Source organism: Photobacterium sp. AWH4_225, from assembly GCF_056158405.1.
On the sequence record NZ_JBSWTF010000001.1, the window covers coordinates 2,965,210 to 2,980,785 of the forward strand.

Here is a 15,576-nt window from a genome sequence, read left to right on the forward strand (position 1 = left end):
TTGTTAGCAGAAGATTTGAAGTAAAGTCAAATCCCTACAGTAATTTCAGCAAATTATGCAGCTGGCTGCTGGTTCATCAGATCGTTGAAGCTAACTTCTTTTTCTGAAACCTGAGCTTTAGCCAGTAGCGCATCGATAGCTTGCTCTTCTAGAGCAACGTTGCGCATGTTGTTCATCATCTGCTCGTTCTTCTCGTAGTAAGCAACTACTTCTGTTGGATCTTCGTATGCAGAAGCCATTTCAGCGATGATAGCTTTAACGCGCTCTTCATCAGCTTTTAGCTCTTCAGACTTGATCACTTCACCTAGAAGTAGACCAACAACTACGCGACGCTTAGCTTGCTCTTCGAAAAGCTCACGTGGAAGCTCAGGAGCGTTAGCAGCATCACCGCCGAAGCGCTGAGTTGCCTGCTGGCGTAGAACGTTGATTTCCTGGTCGATAAGAGCAGCAGGAACAGTGATGTCGTTCTGCTCAACTAGACCGTTAAGAACCTGATCTTTAATGCGGTTCTTAACAGCTTGCTTCAGCTCGCGCTCCATGTTCTTGCGAACTTCAGCTTTAAGACCTTCTACAGAACCGTCCTCAACGCCGAACTTAGCAACGAACTCTTCAGTTAGCTCTGGTAGTTCCTGAGCTTCAACTTTGTGAAGTTTGATAGCGAAAGTTGCTGCTTTACCTTTTAGGTTCTCAGCGTGGTAGTCTTCTGGGAAAGTCACTTCTAGAGAGAACTCTTCGCCCGCTTTCTTACCAACGATGCCGTCTTCGAAACCTGGGATCATGCGGCCCTGGCCCATTGCAAGTGCGAAACCTTCAGCTTTACCGCCTTCGAACTCTTCACCGTCGATAGAGCCAGTGAAGTCGATAGTTACGCGGCTGTCTGCAGCTGCAGCTTCTTCAACTTCGTTCCAAGTCGCCTGCTGCTTGCGAAGCGTCTCAAGCATAGTGTCAACGTCTTCGTCTTTAACTTCTACTGCTGGTTTCTCAACAGCGATGTTTTCTAGACCAGCTAGTTCGATTTCTGGGAAGATTTCGAAAGACGCCTTGAATACTAGGTCTTTACCTTCAACCATTTCAACTGGAGTGAAAGTCGGTGCGCCTGCTGGGTTAATTTTTTCTTTAACGATCGCTTCGATGTAGTGACGCTGCATCACTTCACCTAGGATGTCCTGGCGAACAGAAGCGCCGAACATACGAGCAACCATTTTGATAGGTGCTTTACCTGGACGGAAACCATCGAAACGACGATTCTTAGCAATTTTCTTCAGTTCAGCTGTTACAGCGTCTTCGATGTTTGCAGCTGGAACTGTGATAGTTAGATGGCGTTCTAGACCTTCAGTGGTTTCAACGGTAACTTGCATTTTATTTAACCTCAAAACTTACTCAGTGTTATCTGAGTGATGTTGCCGATCAGTCATACTGACGGTGGCATCCTTTTCGTGTTATGGCCGGCAACCACGCCAAAACCATAACGCCTTAATTCTGATAGTTCCTACTTTCTAGGGCTTATGCCCACCCTGCAGGGACTAAAAACGCGGTATTATAGCGATCCTCAACCCTGCCGTCGAGACAGAGTGGTCGCACCGCAATCAAACCTTTCACACAAGATAGGGGCAAAAAATCCATTTACAAGGGAAAACCCCAAAAAAATCGTTTCCTTTTACGTTTTTTTGACCGTACTCGGTTTTAACTGCCTCTTTTCCCATCTAAATGCCGATTTATTACCGCGCTAGCTTCCCTCTCCCCTATAACGAATGTAAAGAGTGGTCTGAACTGCACTATGGTGCGTAGTCATTGATAGCATTTCATTGAGGACTGGTTATGACCGGGCAGAATAAGAAGGTTTGGATTATTGGTGCCAACGGTGGCTTAGGATTCGCACTCACTCAGCATATGCTGAGCCTGGGCCATCAAGTTACCGCCATGTCTCGCCGCCCATCCAGCAAACTGCAACAATTACAGCAAGATTATCCAGGCCAGATAGCTGATGTGGTATGCGATATCAGCCAACAAGGCCCAAAGGCCTTTTCGGCAGCTTCTAGTATTTTCATGCAATATGGCTGTCCGGACTGGACCATCAATGCCTCTGGACTCCTTCACAAGCAAAATACGAATCACGAGCTCGGAAAAATGCCAGAAAAACGCCTTTCACAGATCACTAGCTCATTTCTGGCTGACAATATTGAGGCCAATGCCTATACCAGCATTACAATTGCCCAATATCTCGACACGCTTTACAAGCGCGACGACCCATTTCGATTCTTATGCCTCTCGGCAATGGTCGGCTCTATCAGCGATAACCGCTCTGGTGGATGGTACAGTTATCGGATGAGCAAAGCGGCGCTAAACATGTTTGTCAAAACTCTCAGCATCGAATGGCAAAGACGCTTCCCGCAAGCCTGTATTGCGGCTATTCATCCCGGTACCGCTGACACGTCTTTGTCTGTGCCCTTCCAAAGCAACATCAGCAGCGACAAACTCTACACACCACAACTTTCCGCCGAACGAATTTATAGCGTCCTAAACTCCCTAGCGGCTGAAGACAGCGGTAAGTTCTTTCATTGGGATGGGAGTGAAATAGCTTGGTAAAGCGAGGGCGATGGGCGATGGGTGAACCAAATTGTTTGCAAGAGCCTAACCCTGGCAAGGTCTTGCTCTTTTCTTTTACACTCGCCTCTAGCCTCTAGCCTCTAGCCATACTATTCCCTGAACCCTTCCTGACAATTACCCTAATAACAAAATGGTTAATTTGATAAACCGACGGATAGCACAAATTTTAACCACCCCGATCGTTAAGATACTCGTTGAATATTCCCCAAGAGCATGCAGCAGTGTTTTAGCTGCAAATATTAAGGACAAGACAATGAAAAGGAACAAGGCAACAGTGATCGCCTCATGGCAACCGACTAATGAACGCGAGCAACAAGCGCTGAAACAGTTTCTGATGAACGAAATGGCGGGATGCACAAAACAGCATCAGGGTGGTACAGGAAAAACGGGGTGTGATACAGGTAGATTGATTCGCTAGAAATAGCATTTAAAAGAGAGGGGGAAATGGCACGCCCTGTAGGATTCGAACCTACGACCACATCCTTAGAAGGGACGTGCTCTATCCAGCTGAGCTAAGGGCGCATCATTGGTGTAACACTGGGTTACGGGACGGAATTATACGTCTCCAACCATGAACGTCAATGCCTTTCCCCCTATTTTATCAGCATTTGCGCTCAATTGGCCAAACATAGAACAAATTGCATAGGCTATGGGCTAGAAGCTGTTGAAGTTACTAATAACCACATGAAAACAACAACTATTACCAAAACATAAACAATATCCAAACCAAAACCCAAACGCAAACGTTTGCGCTATAGATCTTCGTAACATTCTCTGCGACAATACAACAATCGAGTAGCACCAGTAATGGCTCATTAAAGAGTGCATTCAATAACCAAAGCTACTTCGCTCCATGCTCAGTCATTTTCAGTTCAAAGGATAAACATGGCCGCTCAAATCATTGATGGAAAACTCATTTCGCAAACTGTTCGTCAAGAAGTTGCAGCCCGAGTTAAAGCTCGCCTCGACGCTGGCCTTCGTGCTCCGGGACTTGCTGTCGTCTTGGTAGGTCAGGATCCTGCCTCGCAAATTTACGTGGGCAGCAAACGTAAAGCTTGTGATGAAGTCGGCTTCTTATCTAAGTCATTCGACTTGCCGGCGACGACAACCGAAACTGAATTGCTCGCCCTTATCGACGAGCTAAATGGTGATAAAGAAGTCGATGGGATTTTGGTCCAGCTCCCTCTTCCTGCAGGCATCGATAGTACCAAGGTGCTAGAGCATATCGACCCAGAAAAAGACGTTGATGGTTTCCACCCCTACAACGTAGGACGCTTATGCCAGCGTATTCCTAAACTTCGTTCCTGCACACCGAAAGGTATTATCACCTTACTTGAGCGCTACAACATCGCTGTGCGTGGCAAACACGCTGTGATTGTTGGTGCATCGAACATTGTCGGCCGCCCTATGACGCTTGAGCTGCTATTGGCTGGTGCCACCACCACTACGTGCCACCGTTTTACAAAAGATCTCGAAAGCCATGTCCGCCAAGCTGATATTTTAGTAGTTGCAGTCGGTAAACCTAACTTCATTCCAGGCAACTGGATCAAAGAAGGGGCAACGGTCATTGATGTCGGTATCAACCGATTGGATAGCGGGAAGCTAGCCGGTGACGTGGAATATGATATTGCCCGCGAGCGTGCCCGCCATATTACCCCGGTACCGGGTGGTGTTGGCCCTATGACAGTAGCGACCTTGATTGAGAACACGCTGCACGCCTGTGAGCAGTATCATGAGAAGTGATTAATTGGCGATTGGCGATTGGCGATTGGCGATTGGCGATTGGCGATTGGCGATTGGCGATTGGCGATTGGCGATTGAAAATTTACCAAGGTAAAGATTCACTTCAACAGTTTTATTACCTTTACGAAAAAGCAGGAGCAATATGCTCCTGCTTTTGATCTTTCCTTAAGCCTGTGGCCCCTAGCCTTTAGCCCCAAGTCGTTCCTTCAAGAACGCTTTGAAATCTTCACCCAAAGACTCATGGCGCATGCCGTATTCAACGAATGCCTGCATGTAACCTAGCTTGCTACCGCAATCGTGACTCTTACCTGACATGTGGAAGGCATTAACTTGCTGATCTTCCATCAGCATATCGATCGCATCTGTCAGCTGAATCTCATCACCGGCACCCACTGGCGTGCGCGCTAGCAGAGACCAAATTTCAGCAGGTAGAACATAACGACCAACAATCGCCAAATTCGAAGGCGCATCTTCAAGAGCAGGCTTCTCTACCACTTTGGTCATAGCAGCCGTCTCTCCTGGTTTAAGCTCTGCCCCATTGATATCCGCTACGCCGTAACTGGATACCTCAGACATTGGGACTGGCTCAACCATTACTTGGCTGATCTGGGTATCATTGAATGCGTTTACCATTGCCGCCATGTTTTCACGGCGCAAATCACTGGCAGCATCGTCCAGAATGACATCCGGCAGAACCACAGCAAAAGGCTCATCACCAACTAGAGGATGAGCACACAATACGGCATGGCCTAGTCCTTTCGCCTGACCCTGTCGTACGTGCATGATAGTGACATCTGGTGGGCAAATCTTTTGCACCTCTTCCAAAAGCTGGCGTTTTACACGCTTTTCCAGCGTTGCCTCCAGCTCAAAAGAGGTATCGAAATGGTTTTCAATCGAGTTCTTTGAAGAATGTGTTACCAACACAATTTCTTTAATGCCGGCTGCAACACATTCATTAACCACATATTGAATCAGTGGTTTGTCGACAATAGGTAGCATTTCTTTTGGGATAGCTTTAGTTGCAGGAAGCATACGTGTACCCAAGCCAGCGACAGGGATCACCGCCTTACGTACAGGGGAAGATGTAGACATAGTTATTTCCATTTAAAATTATTCAAACCACTATAACAAAGTCATTGCGGACGAATCCAACAATGATATAAGAGTGGGTTATTTTTTCACCAGATCTTCATTTTGGACACTGACCTTAACCGGTTTACCAAGCAAATTAATCAGCATAAATGAACGTTTTTCGCCATCAGGCTCTTGGTAGATGGCCTCTATACCTTTGAACTGGCCTTGGGTGAGTTTTAGGGTTTCACCCGGCTGAGGGAGATCGGATAATTTGGCCTGCTGCTCTTCGGAATCTTCGTTGATCATCAGGCTATAGATGAGATCCGGATTGACAATCTGTGGCCTCGCACCTTGGCGGATAAAATCTGCCACCCCACGAGTAGAGCGGACCGTGGTATAGCTAATTGCTTCGGGATCAAAGTAGACAAACATATAGCTCGGAAATAGCGGCTCGAATGCGGTCACTCGTTTTCCTCGCACTATTTTCTCCACCGTCACCTGAGGGTAGTAACACTCAACCCCTTGACGATCAAGATTGATCACCGCGCGCTCCTGCTCACTGCGCTTACAATATAGTAGGTACCAATCTTTCATAGCAATCTCAGTCAGTTAATCCTCTAGCTTTAAGTAATTATACCTAAGCTTCACCCTGCGACAATGTTTTGCTCCCTTACGCTCAATTTCGTTATGCATTTCTGCATTAACTGCATAACAAGCCAAAAATGTAACAATCATTAACGAAAACCTTTAGCGATACATAATTTTGAAATTAACTTTAAATTCAAAACAAAAAGCCATTTTAGCTAAGTTTTATAATATTTAATTTAACCCACTTCTCGGAAATCTGAAATTTCAATTTTGAGCAAATAGCAAACAAATGCTTAGCAATCAACATGTTGCATTGTTTTTGTTTTGTTTTTTATTTGTAACGATTTGCAGTTTAATAATTTGTCATTTATAACAGGGACGACATTAGCAAACACAAAACCAATTAAATTTAGAGAATAATTATGAGCAATCTGAATAGTGGCACGTTGTTAGGCCATCCTAAAGGTTTGTTCTTACTGTTTGGAACCGAACTGTGGGAACGTTTTTCTTACTATGCGATGCGTGCCATTCTGGTGCTTTACCTCACCGACAAAACTATTAACGGTGGTCTTGGTTGGTCAACCCAAGATGCCCTTAACCTTTACGGTATCTATACCGGTCTGGTGTATATCACCCCACTTATCGGTGGATGGATTGCCGATAACTTCCTAGGCCAGCGCCGCTCTATCATTATTGGTGGTATCTTGATGGCCCTTGGCCAATTCACCCTTGCCCTACCAAACAGCATGGTCGACCCACATTCTGTGACAGCCTTTTACCTCGGCCTAGGCTTGCTGATCATTGGTAATGGTATGTTCAAGCCGAACATTTCAACCATGGTGGGCGATCTGTACCAAGAAGGTGATAACCGCCGCGACGGTGCTTTCACTATCTTCTATATGGGTATCAATCTTGGTTCACTACTTGCAGGTATTATTGCAGGTACCGCGTCTGCAGCCTACGGCTGGAAAGCCGGTTTCCTGACTGCCGGTATCGGTATGTTGATCAGCCTAGTGACCCAACTGATTTTTGCCGAGCGCCTACTAGGTGATATCGGTAAAGAGCCAGCAGCAAAACGTGCTGCGGCCATGAACAAATCCGGTAAACAAGAGCCACTGACCAAGCAAGAGAAAGATCGCCTGAAAGTTATCATGATCATGGGTCTGTTCGTGGTTATCTTCTGGGCTGGCTTCGAGCAAGCCGGTGGCCTGATGAACATCTTCTCGCAGCAATACACAGACCGTATGATCGGTAGCTTCGAAGTACCTGCAGCTTGGTTCCAGTCTCTAAACCCATTCTTCGTTATCACCCTAGCGCCACTTATTGCGTCTATCTGGGTGAAAATGGGTTCTAAAGAGCCAAGCTCTCCAGTCAAATTTGCGATGGGTCTTTTCTTCCTAGCAGCTGGCTTTGTGTGCATGATGGGTGCCGTTATGCAGCAAGGTGGCGATCTAACAGTGAAGACCTCAATGTTCTGGCTAGTTGGTGCGTACTTCTTCCATACACTTGGTGAACTTTGCCTATCGCCAATCGGCCTATCAATGGTCACCAAGCTAGCACCGCTTCGTCTTGCTTCATTGATGATGGGAGCCTGGTTTGGCTTCAACGCTATCGCAAACTACGTTGCAGGTATCATTGGTGCCCACGTAGGTGAAGCTGGCCCAATGGCTATCTTCAGCGGTATCGCAATTGCAGCAACTGTTTCTGGTGTACTGTTGCTTCTATGCTCTAACCAACTGATCCGCTGGATGCACGGCGCTGAAGGTAAAGTGGTAGAAGAAGACGCTGAGCCACAACCAGTACAAGCATAAGCTGAACATAATAGGTTATATGCAAAAATGACAACGGAGAGCTTCGGCTCTCCGTTTTGTTATCTTACAACTAGTTTTTTCTTTTGAAGGTCAAACTGAAGCTGGCCGATCCCATTTCGCTCAATGATAAACGTCCCCCTGATTCGGCAAACTTGAGGCTAATGCTCTCATTGTTACTGGCTTGGTTACCGAGCCAAGGTTGGGCTTTGACTACCTGCTCGCCATCACTGGTTTGCAGCCTGGCAGAAAGCCCTGCAGAAGCGATATTCAAGGTTCTGTCGGTCACATCGAAGATTCCGAATATCGCCTTGATCGGAGAAGCATAGCCAGAATGGCGCATACCTTTCTCAATTAACTTGATCAGGCCAGATATGGTGTTTTGATCTCCCATCCGGGTGCGGAGATAATCATTGAAAAATGCACGGATAAGCAAAGTGGTTGCTGTGCCGTTGTCGCCACCAGTAGCCGAATCGACCAAATAAAAGGCCAACCTACCATCAATCAGCCAGGTATAATCGAGTAATACCGGCTGGACATCAGTAGCTTGCAGGACACAATAATTAAGCTGCCAATCACCCAGTGAAGACTGGGTTTCAGGCATGAGCCCTAACAACAATTCACGAGCGGCACGTGGGTTAGCCTTGAGCTCTTCAATATGCCATTCCAGCTCTTCATCAACTACTGTCTCTTCATCAATGTTGACCCATTGGCTAGAAAAACCATGATTCTCTGTGACGGAATCTTCTGATTTGAGCACTGACATAATGGCAGATTTGAGAACCATAATATTATCGAGCGGTTTGATCAGAAAATCCTTCACGCCATGGCGCAGTGCTGCTGCCACATCAGACATGTTACCCGTACCCGAAATGACAATGATCGGCACCATTGGGTACTGTAAAGACACCTCTTCCACGAACTCCATACCGGTAAGTACCGGCATGGCCAAATCACACAATAAGATATCAGGCATGCCCTCACGTAATGCCTTCAACCCCTCTAGCCCATTTTCAGCTTCACGCACTCGACAACCCTGGCTAGTAAGAAAGCCAGTTAGCATCGTTCTAAATACTGGATCATCTTCGACGATAAGGACGTCTTTATCTTCAAGCAAAGCCTGCTCCCTGACTGAAGAATGATAATGGTGCTTGGCACCCCCTGTGCCACCTGGCTGTGAATGCGTACTCATAACACCTCAAACCACAGGCTCGACTAACCTATCAAAAGCATAGGTCGAAATCCGCTGATCGTCAGGGGATTCATTGTTTCGATGACGAAAATATTGAAAATTGTTAACAGCATCAAAATTTAAATTTTTCAATTACTAAGATTTACTACAAAAAGAAAAACACGCCATATCTTGATTTACAGCAAAAGTTGTCTTGAAAGCGTCATCTTTTTACATATTTTGTTATACAATTCCCCATTATAAGTTTTCAGTGTTGTACAGTTATGAAGCTTGACGATTTGAATTTATTCCGCATGGTTGTGGAAAACGGTAGTTACACAGCAACGTCTCGTAAGACCCAGGTGCCCGTGGCCACCCTGACCCGTCGTATTCAGGCGCTAGAAGAGTGTTTGAATATCCGACTACTAAACCGTCATGCAAGGAAGCTATCACTGACAGAAGCCGGACAAAAATTTTACGATGAATGCAGCCCTCTGCTACAAAGCCTGGTAGACACCGCCGAGCATGTTAGCGAAGAGTGTAAAGGGGCTGCCGGTAAGTTGAAAATTGCCGCACCATCGAACCTGACCAAGGTGATGTTGCAGCCGCTACTCAATGCCTTCATGAAAGAGCACCCGGCAATCAACATCCAACTGATGATGAGCAATGACCCGGAAATTCTCGACCCGACCGACTGGGACGTGATTTTCCGTGTTGGTCCTCAGCGTGATTCCACTTTAATTGCTCGAAAGATCAATGCCGTAAAAGATATTTTGGTTGCGAGTCCAGATTATCTTAAAAGCAACAGCGAACCAAAACATGCCCAGGACTTACATCAGCACCCGCTACTGAAAGGTAAGCCTCTTCTTCGCTGGCGCCTGACAAACAGTGACGGTGAGACAGTCACAGTGTCGGATCGCGGCCGCTATGAAGCCAACGAACTCAATGTGGTTCGCAAAGCCTGTATGGCCGGTTTGGGCATTACGCTAATGCCTGATGTTATGCTGGAGAAATACATTTCTTCCGGTGAGCTGGTGCAAATCCTCGAAAACTGGTCTTCTAACCAGCGTGATGTTTACCTGATGTATAACCATCGCGACTACCAGCCAGAAAAACTGCGCTTGTTCATCGAATTTGCCAGCGAGTATTTTAAACTTTAACAGTCGCTCACTCTCACAACAGAGCGCTGCCTCAGGTAGCGCTTTTTTTCTAATTAAGCTGTGGTTCTGTGGTTCTGTGGTTCTGTGGTTCTGTGGTTCTGTGGTTCTACAGGAAGCCCCTTAATAAAATTTTATGGTCAACCAAAATTCAAAAATTAAATAGCACTTCCAGCATCCCTTACTGAGCCGTAAAACCGCTCTTTGGCCCATAGGGCGTACCTTTTCCATAGCTCCGCTTTTCACCCCATAGGACCATAGGACCTAAGGACCGCTGTTAAAAACCGCTTTTAGCTCCTTGCGAACTTTTTCAACCCCGACTAAACGTTAATAGTACTGGCACGAAAAGCCTTCCTTACTTTGTGTTTATTGGTAGGCAGCCACAAGCAGTCCTTTTTTGCAAGAAGAGCAATATTTGCAAAAAAAGCATTTAGCAAGAAGAGCACCACAAGTTCCACTTTCGCTTAGTAAGTGTTCTTCGATAACGGATGAAAATAAGCACGACTCAATGAGGAAGCATTATGATTCTGGGACACTTATTCGGTTTATATACTCACCCCAAGCAAGAGTGGCGGGCGATTGACAAGGAACATGAAGGGATACAAAGCAGTTTGAGCCACATTCTACTGGTTGCTTTGCTTCCACCTATCTTTGCCTTTATCTCGAGCGTATTTATCGGCTGGCGAATCGGCGTCGGCGCACCTATCTACCTTACCCAAGGCAGTGCGCTGGCGATGTCGGTGGCGATGTACTTTGCCTTAATTGCTGGGGTATTCGCCCTCGCCTACCTAACTTATTGGATGAGCCATACCTTTGGTTCAACACCGACATATACTCAGGCCCTTGAGCTGGCAGCTTACACGGCCACACCACTATTTATGGTCAGTATTGCAGCTATCTATCCTCAAGTCTGGTTCTTAATGATTGCCGGGCTGATCGGTATCGCCTATTCGGTATACCTGCTTTATACAGGCGTGCCAATTTTGATGCACATTCCCGAAGAGCGAGGGTTTATCTACGCCAGCTCTATCGTTACCTGTGGGCTTGTGTTGCTGGTATCTATCATTGCGGGATCAGTGATTTTGTGGAATCTGGGGATTGGGCCGCAGTTTAGCCATTAAGGAGCAGGTTGATAGAACCTAGAACCTAGATAGAATAAAAAAGCGAGAGTTATTCAACTCTCGCTTTTTTTTATTATTCGAAGGTCTGGTTCTCGCTTCTAACGCTCTTCCCAGGAACTAGGATCTAGAAGCTCACGCCCTTTTTCCCTACACCCCTTCGTTATGCAACTCGAGGTTAGCCAGATCCTGCTGGATTTCACGTTTCACTTTCGCATCTTCACTGCGTAGCGATTCCAAGTAGTCCAAGTAGCGCTGATCAATATCACCAGTCACGTATGAACCGCTGAATACTGACGTTTCGAACTGCTGGATATCCGGGTTGCCTTCAGCAACAGCATCAACCAGATCTTGTAGATCCTGGAAGATCAGACCATCAGCACCGATCATCTTACAGATTTCATCAACTTCGCGGCCGTGGGCAATCAGCTCGTTAGCCGTTGGCATATCAATACCGTATACGTTCGGGAAACGAACCTCTGGCGCAGCAGATGCCAGGTAAACTTTGCGAGCACCGGCTTCACGGGCCATTTCGATGATCTGCTCTGAAGTGGTGCCACGAACGATAGAATCGTCCACCAGCAATACACTCTTGTCTTTAAACTCAGAGCGGATAGCGTTCAACTTACGACGTACTGATTTACGGCGCATTTGCTGACCCGGCATGATGAAAGTACGTCCAACGTAGCGGTTTTTCACAAAGCCCTGACGGTATGGCTTATCCAGAGTACGGGCAATTTCCAGTGCACTGTCACAAGATGTCTCAGGGATAGGGATAACCACATCGATATCCAGATCAGCCCAGTCTCGCTTGATCTTCTCACCCAGCTTCTGGCCCATGCTTACACGCGCACCGTACACCGACACTTTATCGATAAACGAGTCAGGACGGGCAAAGTAAACAAACTCAAACACACAAGGGTTCAGAGTTGGGTTGTCAGCACACTGCTGGGTGAATAGTTGGCCATCAAAGGTCACATATACCGCTTCACCCGGTGCCACATCACGCATGAAATCAAAACCAACAGCATCCAGAGCTACCGACTCAGAGGCCACCATGTACTCAACCTGACCTTCAACTTCACGCTTACCTAGGCACAGAGGGCGAATTCCGTGCGGGTCGCGAAAAGCAATCATACCGTGGCCGATAACCATAGAAACCACAGCGTAAGCACCTTTAACCATGCGGTGCACTTCGCGCACAGCATCAAAGATTTCTTCTGGTGTGATTGGATAAGTCTTGGCATTTTCCAGCTGGTTAGCCAATACGTTCAGAAGGATTTCTGAATCAGAGGTAGTATTTACGTGACGACGTGCTTTTTCGAACAGCTGCTCTTTAATTTCACCCGCGTTAGTCAGGTTACCGTTGTGAGCCAGTGAAATACCGTATGGAGAGTTCACATAGAAAGGCTGAGCTTCAGACGCGCTTGAGCTACCAGCAGTCGGATAGCGCACATGGCCAATCCCTACGTTACCCTGCAAACGTTGCATGTGTTTGGCTTCGAACACATCGCGAACCAAACCGTTCGCTTTACGCAGACGAAAACGATTGCTTTCTAAGGTAACAATACCAGCCGCATCTTGGCCGCGGTGCTGCAGCACGGTCAAAGCATCATAAATAGACTGGTTAACCGGGGTTGAACCCACGATTCCGACAATACCACACATGTCCTAAATCCTCGTCACGCTTAATTTGAAATTCAGCGGGTATCTGGCTTTACCAAATACCCGCTGATAGCTTTTCCATTAGGTATCAGTAAATTACTACTGAACCTGATACCCCAAGTTACCTTGGGTCTCATCCAACACCGTTCGCTATAGCGCGCCCGGCAAAAAGCTTGATGTGTCTTTGAGGTATGTGAAGAACCATTCAATCACCACGCCAAACTGAGGGATCAACTGGGACTCTTGCCACCAGTCCGAATCCGCAAAGCCTGTAAAGGCGTCCATGAAGAACAGTACTGCCGCGACAATCAACACGCCGCGTACCCCTCCGAACACAATGCCTAGTACCCGGTCTGTACCCGACAGGCCGGTTTTCTGTACCAGTTGTCCTATAACATAGTTTACTACCGCGCCGACTATCAGCGTGGCAATGAACAAGGCAGCGATCGCACTACCATTTCGAAGCATCTCATCCTGAATATTAGTGAAGTAAGCCGCCAGCTGATTATAAAAATTACTTGCGACGAAAAAAGCTGCAAACCATATCACTAAAGAGAGCGCTTCCTTGACAAAACCTCGGATCAAACTCACTAGAGCCGAGAAGCCAATTACGCCTAAAATTACGTAATCAATCCAGATCATCATTTGTTGTATTCGTATTGTTGGTGCGTATTCTAACAGAAAAAATGAGAACGCAAACGTTTACCTAAGGGTTAAGTGGATTAAATCTGACCAATCGGCCCTTCAATCCGGTCAATTCTTCCAATTTTTTGATGTCGCCCGACAGCTTTTGCTTCGACACATCAGGGCCGACAACAACCCTGGCCAAATCGCCTTGCTGTGGCTGCTTTGGAAAAACATGCGCTTGATAACCCGCTTTACGAAGACGCTCAACCAGCTGGTTGGCGTTATCAAAATTGCGGAAAACCCCCAGTTGAACCACCCACGCACTGTCTTGGTTACCCACTTTCGGCTCGGTCACAGGCTGAGGCTCAACCTTGAGCGGCTGATTGGCCGCCTCGATAGCCTCTGCCGTAACTTCAACCTGCGCATCTTGCTGCGGCTCATCAATAACAACCGTTACCGGCTCTGGGGGTAAATCCACCTCTGCAAACTCCGGAGCAGGGATCGTTTCATATTCGATTTCATCGGTGGTTTCAGGCTGCAGCGGAATACTGGCAAATTGCTCCTGATAATGCTGCTTTTTGCCATCGAACAAATCGGGAAGAAAAATCACCCCAATCGCCACCAAAATGATCGTACCGACCAACCGGCTCTGAAATTTACTTGCCACAGTTACTCCTGATTCTTTGCTTCAATGTGACTGGTTACCTGACCCACAGTGTAAAAGGAGCCAAATACAATTACCATATCGTCAGCTTCCGCCTGTGTCAGCGCTTTGTCATAAGCCGCTTCTGGGGTCTGGTAGGTCTCTGCTCCAGAAGGAAGATGGGCCAAAATCTCCTCGGCGCTCGCCGCTCGTGGGCCTGTTAGCGAGGCTGGGTACCAGTAATCAACCACTTCCGTCATCTCAGCAATGGTAGCAGCAATGTCCTTGTCGTGAAGCATTGCCACCACGGCATGGAGCTTTTTCTTGCCGAGTTTATGTTTCATGCCCGCTAGCTGCTGGGCAAAATACTGTGCTGAGTGTGGGTTATGAGCCACATCCATGATAACCAGCGGTTGCTCAGAGACTTTTTGCATTCGCCCTGGAAGGCTGGCATCTGCCAAGCCTTCAATCACATTTTCATCAGTGATATTAAGCTCGGCAACGGCCAATGCCATTAATGCTGTTGCGGCATTTGGCAACGGCAATGATGGAAGCGGCAATTGTTCCAAGGTGAAAGCACCGCTCTGCCAGCGCCAGTGATCGGCTTCGACACTATACTCGAACTGGTAACCAACCTGATACATCTTGGCACCGATATCATCAGCATGGGCAGGTACCGTCGCTGGCGGGTTCGGCTGGCCACACACGGCTGGCTTGCCGCTACGGAAGATTCCGGCTTTTTCGTAGCCAATGACATTGATGTCATCACCCAGCCAGTCAACATGGTCTACCGCAAGGCTAGTGATCACCGACACGTCATGGTCAACGATATTGGTAGCATCGAGCCGGCCACCCAGCCCTACTTCCAATAAAACGACATCAACCTGGCGAGACTTGAATAACTGGAGCGCCGCCAGCGTCCCGAACTCAAACAGGCTTAGGCTGGTATCACCGCGCTGCTGTTCAATAACCGCAAAGGCTTCGCTGTGTGCCGCGTCTGCCAATTCGACTCCGTTAATGCGAACACGCTCGTTATAACGAACCAGGTGAGGAGAGCTATATACCCCAACACGGTAGCCAGCCTTAAGCAAAATCGCTTCCATCATGGCACAGGTTGAGCCTTTGCCGTTGGTACCCGCAACAGTGATCACGCATGGGGCTGGCTTGGTTAATTCTGCCTTCTGGGCTACCGCCTGTACCCGATCAAGACCTAGGTCAATGGCACTGGTGTGGAGGTGTTCAAGATAAGTCAGCCAAGAGGCCAAAGGAGAGTTTGCTTGAGGTGCTGTCAATCCGGACATCATATTTCATTTCGTTACAACAATATGAGCCTTAATTTACCACTGAACGCAGCAAGACCAAACAGCAATGTCTT

General features: G+C 47.3%; 14 protein-coding genes and 1 tRNA gene. 6 read left to right on the plus strand and 9 right to left on the minus strand.

The features are described from left to right. Positions 1-53: 53 nt before the first annotated feature. On the minus strand, positions 54-1,358 hold the full coding sequence (tig, locus tag ACXAD4_RS13770; protein ID WP_475242166.1) for a trigger factor: 1,305 nt from the start codon (positions 1,356-1,358) through the stop codon (positions 54-56). Between the two features lie 460 nt (positions 1,359-1,818). Here tig and ACXAD4_RS13775 point away from each other — a divergent pair, with 460 nt between their 5' ends. Together ACXAD4_RS13775 and ACXAD4_RS13780 are read left to right on the plus strand one after the other, a co-directional pair. Continuing rightward, entirely contained in the window at positions 1,819-2,586 is a 768-nt protein-coding gene (locus ACXAD4_RS13775; protein WP_475242169.1) for an SDR family NAD(P)-dependent oxidoreductase, read from the plus strand. 274 nt (positions 2,587-2,860) lie between these two features. Then, entirely contained in the window at positions 2,861-3,025 is a 165-nt protein-coding gene (locus ACXAD4_RS13780; protein WP_475242172.1) for a hypothetical protein, read from the plus strand. Positions 3,026-3,052: 27 nt separating this feature from the next. Here the strand turns inward: ACXAD4_RS13780 and ACXAD4_RS13785 are convergent. After that, positions 3,053-3,129: transfer RNA gene (locus ACXAD4_RS13785), tRNA-Arg, on the minus strand. Between the two features lie 363 nt (positions 3,130-3,492). Between ACXAD4_RS13785 and folD the strand changes: the two genes are divergently transcribed. Then, positions 3,493-4,350 carry a bifunctional methylenetetrahydrofolate dehydrogenase/methenyltetrahydrofolate cyclohydrolase FolD gene (folD, locus tag ACXAD4_RS13790; RefSeq protein ID WP_475242174.1) on the plus strand — a complete coding sequence of 286 codons (858 nt, stop codon included), beginning with the start codon at positions 3,493-3,495 and terminating at the stop codon, positions 4,348-4,350. Between the two features lie 180 nt (positions 4,351-4,530). Here the strand turns inward: folD and galU are convergent, their stop codons facing one another. Then, entirely contained in the window at positions 4,531-5,442 is a 912-nt protein-coding gene (gene galU, locus ACXAD4_RS13795; protein WP_475242177.1) for a UTP--glucose-1-phosphate uridylyltransferase GalU, read from the minus strand. Between the two features lie 78 nt (positions 5,443-5,520). After that, entirely contained in the window at positions 5,521-6,018 is a 498-nt protein-coding gene (gene rfaH / locus ACXAD4_RS13800) for a transcription/translation regulatory transformer protein RfaH (RefSeq protein ID WP_475242178.1), read from the minus strand. Positions 6,019-6,434: 416 nt separating this feature from the next. Between rfaH and ACXAD4_RS13805 the strand changes: the two genes are divergently transcribed. Next, positions 6,435-7,823: a peptide MFS transporter gene (locus tag ACXAD4_RS13805; protein WP_475242180.1), complete on the plus strand. Its 1,389-nt coding sequence runs from the start codon at positions 6,435-6,437 to the stop codon at positions 7,821-7,823. 70 nt (positions 7,824-7,893) lie between these two features. On the opposite strand, the gene ACXAD4_RS13810 is transcribed toward ACXAD4_RS13805, so the two are convergent. Beyond that, positions 7,894-8,937 carry a response regulator gene (locus ACXAD4_RS13810; protein WP_475242788.1) on the minus strand — a complete coding sequence of 348 codons (1,044 nt, stop codon included), beginning with the start codon at positions 8,935-8,937 and terminating at the stop codon, positions 7,894-7,896. 338 nt (positions 8,938-9,275) lie between these two features. Here ACXAD4_RS13810 and ACXAD4_RS13815 point away from each other — a divergent pair, with 338 nt between their 5' ends. Both ACXAD4_RS13815 and ACXAD4_RS13820 read left to right on the plus strand, forming a co-directional pair. Beyond that, complete coding sequence (locus tag ACXAD4_RS13815) at positions 9,276-10,151, plus strand: LysR family transcriptional regulator (protein WP_475242182.1); 876 nt, start codon at positions 9,276-9,278, stop codon at positions 10,149-10,151. 518 nt (positions 10,152-10,669) lie between these two features. Continuing rightward, positions 10,670-11,269: a Yip1 family protein gene (locus tag ACXAD4_RS13820; RefSeq protein ID WP_475242184.1), complete on the plus strand. Its 600-nt coding sequence runs from the start codon at positions 10,670-10,672 to the stop codon at positions 11,267-11,269. 147 nt (positions 11,270-11,416) lie between these two features. Here the strand turns inward: ACXAD4_RS13820 and purF are convergent, their stop codons facing one another. The 4 genes from purF to folC form a co-directional block, all read right to left on the minus strand. After that, positions 11,417-12,934 (minus strand): amidophosphoribosyltransferase, encoded by a 1,518-nt coding sequence (purF, locus tag ACXAD4_RS13825; RefSeq protein WP_475242185.1) that lies wholly within the window; start codon positions 12,932-12,934, stop codon positions 11,417-11,419. 147 nt (positions 12,935-13,081) lie between these two features. Next, on the minus strand, positions 13,082-13,573 hold the full coding sequence (gene cvpA / locus ACXAD4_RS13830) for a colicin V production protein (RefSeq protein WP_475242790.1): 492 nt from the start codon (positions 13,571-13,573) through the stop codon (positions 13,082-13,084). 64 nt (positions 13,574-13,637) lie between these two features. Continuing rightward, positions 13,638-14,225 (minus strand): SPOR domain-containing protein, encoded by a 588-nt coding sequence (locus tag ACXAD4_RS13835; protein ID WP_475242187.1) that lies wholly within the window; start codon positions 14,223-14,225, stop codon positions 13,638-13,640. 2 nt (positions 14,226-14,227) lie between these two features. Continuing rightward, the gene (gene folC / locus ACXAD4_RS13840; RefSeq protein WP_475242792.1) at positions 14,228-15,502 is read right to left on the minus strand and encodes a bifunctional tetrahydrofolate synthase/dihydrofolate synthase; all 1,275 of its coding nucleotides are present in this window, start codon (positions 15,500-15,502) and stop codon (positions 14,228-14,230) included. Positions 15,503-15,576: the final 74 nt, after the last annotated feature.

Excerpts from the sequence above, each read along its gene's own strand:
- tig (WP_475242166.1), bottom strand. The coding sequence starts at position 1,358 with ATGCAAGTTACCGTTGAAACCACTGAAGGTCTAGAACGCCATCTAACT.
- ACXAD4_RS13775 (WP_475242169.1), top strand. The coding sequence starts at position 1,819 with ATGACCGGGCAGAATAAGAAGGTTTGGATTATTGGTGCCAACGGTGGC.
- ACXAD4_RS13780 (WP_475242172.1), top strand. The coding sequence starts at position 2,861 with ATGAAAAGGAACAAGGCAACAGTGATCGCCTCATGGCAACCGACTAAT.
- folD (WP_475242174.1), top strand. The coding sequence starts at position 3,493 with ATGGCCGCTCAAATCATTGATGGAAAACTCATTTCGCAAACTGTTCGT.
- galU (WP_475242177.1), bottom strand. The coding sequence starts at position 5,442 with ATGTCTACATCTTCCCCTGTACGTAAGGCGGTGATCCCTGTCGCTGGC.
- rfaH (WP_475242178.1), bottom strand. The coding sequence starts at position 6,018 with ATGAAAGATTGGTACCTACTATATTGTAAGCGCAGTGAGCAGGAGCGC.
- ACXAD4_RS13805 (WP_475242180.1), top strand. The coding sequence starts at position 6,435 with ATGAGCAATCTGAATAGTGGCACGTTGTTAGGCCATCCTAAAGGTTTG.
- ACXAD4_RS13815 (WP_475242182.1), top strand. The coding sequence starts at position 9,276 with ATGAAGCTTGACGATTTGAATTTATTCCGCATGGTTGTGGAAAACGGT.
- ACXAD4_RS13820 (WP_475242184.1), top strand. The coding sequence starts at position 10,670 with ATGATTCTGGGACACTTATTCGGTTTATATACTCACCCCAAGCAAGAG.
- purF (WP_475242185.1), bottom strand. The coding sequence starts at position 12,934 with ATGTGTGGTATTGTCGGAATCGTGGGTTCAACCCCGGTTAACCAGTCT.
- cvpA (WP_475242790.1), bottom strand. The coding sequence starts at position 13,573 with ATGATCTGGATTGATTACGTAATTTTAGGCGTAATTGGCTTCTCGGCT.
- folC (WP_475242792.1), bottom strand. The coding sequence starts at position 15,502 with ATGTCCGGATTGACAGCACCTCAAGCAAACTCTCCTTTGGCCTCTTGG.